Annotated in this window: 3 protein-coding genes; all 3 read left to right on the top strand. The window is 63.8% G+C overall.

The annotated features are described in order from the left end of the window. Positions 1–161: 161 nt before the first annotated feature. Positions 162–1,022: a sulfate ABC transporter permease subunit CysT gene (gene cysT, locus KBA32_RS16965; protein ID WP_294361480.1), complete on the top strand. Its 861-nt coding sequence runs from the start codon at positions 162–164 to the stop codon at positions 1,020–1,022. Continuing rightward, on the top strand, positions 1,019–1,915 hold the full coding sequence (gene cysW, locus KBA32_RS16960) for a sulfate ABC transporter permease subunit CysW (RefSeq protein ID WP_294361479.1): 897 nt from the start codon (positions 1,019–1,021) through the stop codon (positions 1,913–1,915). Before cysT ends, cysW begins: the two co-directional genes overlap by 4 nt. Continuing rightward, a partial coding sequence (locus tag KBA32_RS16955; protein WP_294361478.1) for a sulfate/molybdate ABC transporter ATP-binding protein occupies positions 1,912–2,625 on the top strand: 714 nt, incomplete at its 3' end. The genes cysW and KBA32_RS16955, both read left to right, overlap by 4 nt.

Here is a 2,625-nt window from a genome sequence, read left to right as displayed (position 1 = left end):
CTTTACCGTCGAAGAGGTGTTCGGCGGCTGGGCCAAGGCCTCGCCGACACACTTCAAGGACGGCGGGACCTTCGACCAGATCTATTCGCAGAAGTAATCGCGGGCATGGCGCCGGGGGGTAAATCTACGCCCCGGCGTGTGATGGAAGAACAACCAAAACGATGAACAAACGAGTCCTTCCCGGCTTTGGCCTGTCACTCGGCTTTACGCTGGTCTACCTGTCTCTGCTCATCCTGCTGCCGTTGTCCGGGCTGCTGTTCAAAGCGAGCTCGCTCAGTTTCGCGCAGTTCTGGGACATTGCGACCGGCACGCGCGCGCTCGCTGCCTATCGCGTCACCTTTGGCGCGTCGGCGCTGGCGGCGGCGATCAACGCGGTGTTCGGTCTCATCGTCGCCTGGATGCTGGTGCGCTACCCCTTTCCCGGCAAGCGCCTGGTCGATGCGCTGGTCGACCTGCCCTTCGCGCTGCCGACGGCAGTCGCCGGCATCACGCTGGCCACGCTCTACGCTAGCAACGGCTGGATCGGTCGCCACCTGGAGCCGCTCGGCATCAAGGTCGCCTTTACGCCGCTCGGCATCGTCGTCGCACTCACCTTCATCGGCCTGCCCTTCGTGGTGCGCACGCTGCAACCGGTGATCGAGGATATCGAACCCGAGATCGAGGAGGCGGCGGCAACACTGGGAGCCTCGCGCCTGCAGACGTTTCTGCGCGTTCTTTTGCCGGGCATCGTTCCGGCGCTGCTCACAGGCTTTACGCTCGCGTTTTCGCGCGCGATCGGTGAGTACGGTTCGGTCATTTTTATCGCCGGCAACATGCCGCTGATTTCGGAGATCACGCCCTTGCTGATCATCTCCAAACTCGAACAGTACGACGTGGTCGGCGCGACGGCGCTCGCTTGCGTCATGCTCGTGATCTCCTTCGTGCTGCTGCTTGGGGTTAATGCGCTGCAGTGGTGGGCGGCGAATCGACATCACGGCGGGCATCACGGCGGGCATCACGGAAAGCAGCAGGTGAGCCCGTGAGCACGACGACTTTGCGCAAGGCGAACGCCGAGCCGCGCTGGCTGCGCCGGACGCTGACCGGAATCGGCCTGGGTTTCCTCTTCCTCTTTCTGGCGTTGCCCTTGTGCGCCGTCTTTTTCGAGGCGTTGAGAGGCGGCTCGTCCGCCTATCTCGATGCGCTGAACGATCCCGAAGGGCGCACGGCGATCTGGCTGACCGTATTCATCGCGCTGTTCGTGCTGCCGCTCAACATCGCGGTCGGCGTGGCGGCGGCATGGGCGATCGCCAAGTTCGACTTCCGCGGCAAGAGCCTGCTCATCACGTTGATCGACCTCCCGTTTGCCGTCTCGCCGGTCGTCGTCGGTCTGGTGTTCCTGCTCATCTTCGGTGCACAGGGGCTGTTCGGGCCGTGGCTGCAGGCGCACGACATCAAGATCGTGTTCGCGATTCCGGGCATGATCATCGTCACCCTGTTCATCACCTTCCCGTTCGTCGCGCGCGAGTTGATCCCGCTCATGCAGACGCAGGGCAAGGACGAGGAGGAAGCGGCGATTTCGCTCGGCGCCTCGGGCTGGCAGATGTTCTCCCGCGTCACGCTGCCCAACATCAAGTGGGGTCTGCTCTACGGCGTGATCCTCGCCAACGCACGGGCGATGGGCGAGTTCGGCGCGGTGTCGGTGGTCTCCGGGCACATTCGCGGCGAGACCAACACGCTGCCGCTGCACGTCGAGATTCTCTACAACGAATACAACGCCATCGGCGCTTTCGCCTCGGCGTCGGTGCTGGCGCTGCTCGCGCTGGTGACACTGGTCGCCAAGACACTCGTCGAGTGGCAGATGCGCCGGGAAACGGCCATGCTCGACGCCGTGTTGCCTAACGAGAAAACGGATCAAATCAGCGGGAAATCATCATGAGCATCGAAATCTGCGGCGTCGGCAAGCGGTTCGGCAACTTCGTCGCGCTCGACGACATCAACCTCAGCATTCCGACCGGCGAACTGGTCGCGCTGCTCGGGCCGTCCGGCTGCGGCAAGACGACGCTCTTGCGCATCATCGCCGGCATGGAGACGGCGGATGCCGGTCATGTGAAGTTTGCCGGAGAGGAGGCGACCCGCCTGCACGCGCGCGAGCGTAAGGTCGGCTTCGTCTTCCAGCACTACGCGCTGTTTCGCCACATGTCGGTGTTCGAGAACGTTGCCTTCGGTCTGCGCGTGAAGCCGCGCGCCGAGCGGCCCGACGAGGCGAGCATTCGCCGCCGCGTCATGGACTTGCTCAAGCTCGTCCAACTCGACTGGCTGGCCGACCGTTACCCGTCACAGCTGTCCGGCGGACAGCGTCAGCGCATCGCGTTGGCTCGCGCGTTGGCCGTCGAACCCAAGGTGCTGCTGCTCGACGAACCCTTCGGCGCGCTCGATACCAAGGTGCGCAAGGAGTTGCGCCGCTGGCTGCGCCGCTTGCACGATGAGATGCACATCTCCAGCGTCTTCGTCACGCACGATCAGGAAGAGGCGCTGGAAGTCGCCGTTCGCGTGGTGGTCATGAATCACGGGAAGATCGAGCAGATCGGCACGCCGGACGAGGTCTATTCCAACCCGGCTTCGCCCTTCGTCTATCAGTTCCTCGGC

The organism is Propionivibrio sp., assembly GCF_017995515.1.
In the GTDB taxonomy this organism is placed as follows: domain Bacteria; phylum Pseudomonadota; class Gammaproteobacteria; order Burkholderiales; family Rhodocyclaceae; genus Propionivibrio.
The sequence above is the reverse complement of the archived record's forward strand: the minus strand, read 5'-3'. Positions and strand labels throughout refer to the sequence as shown.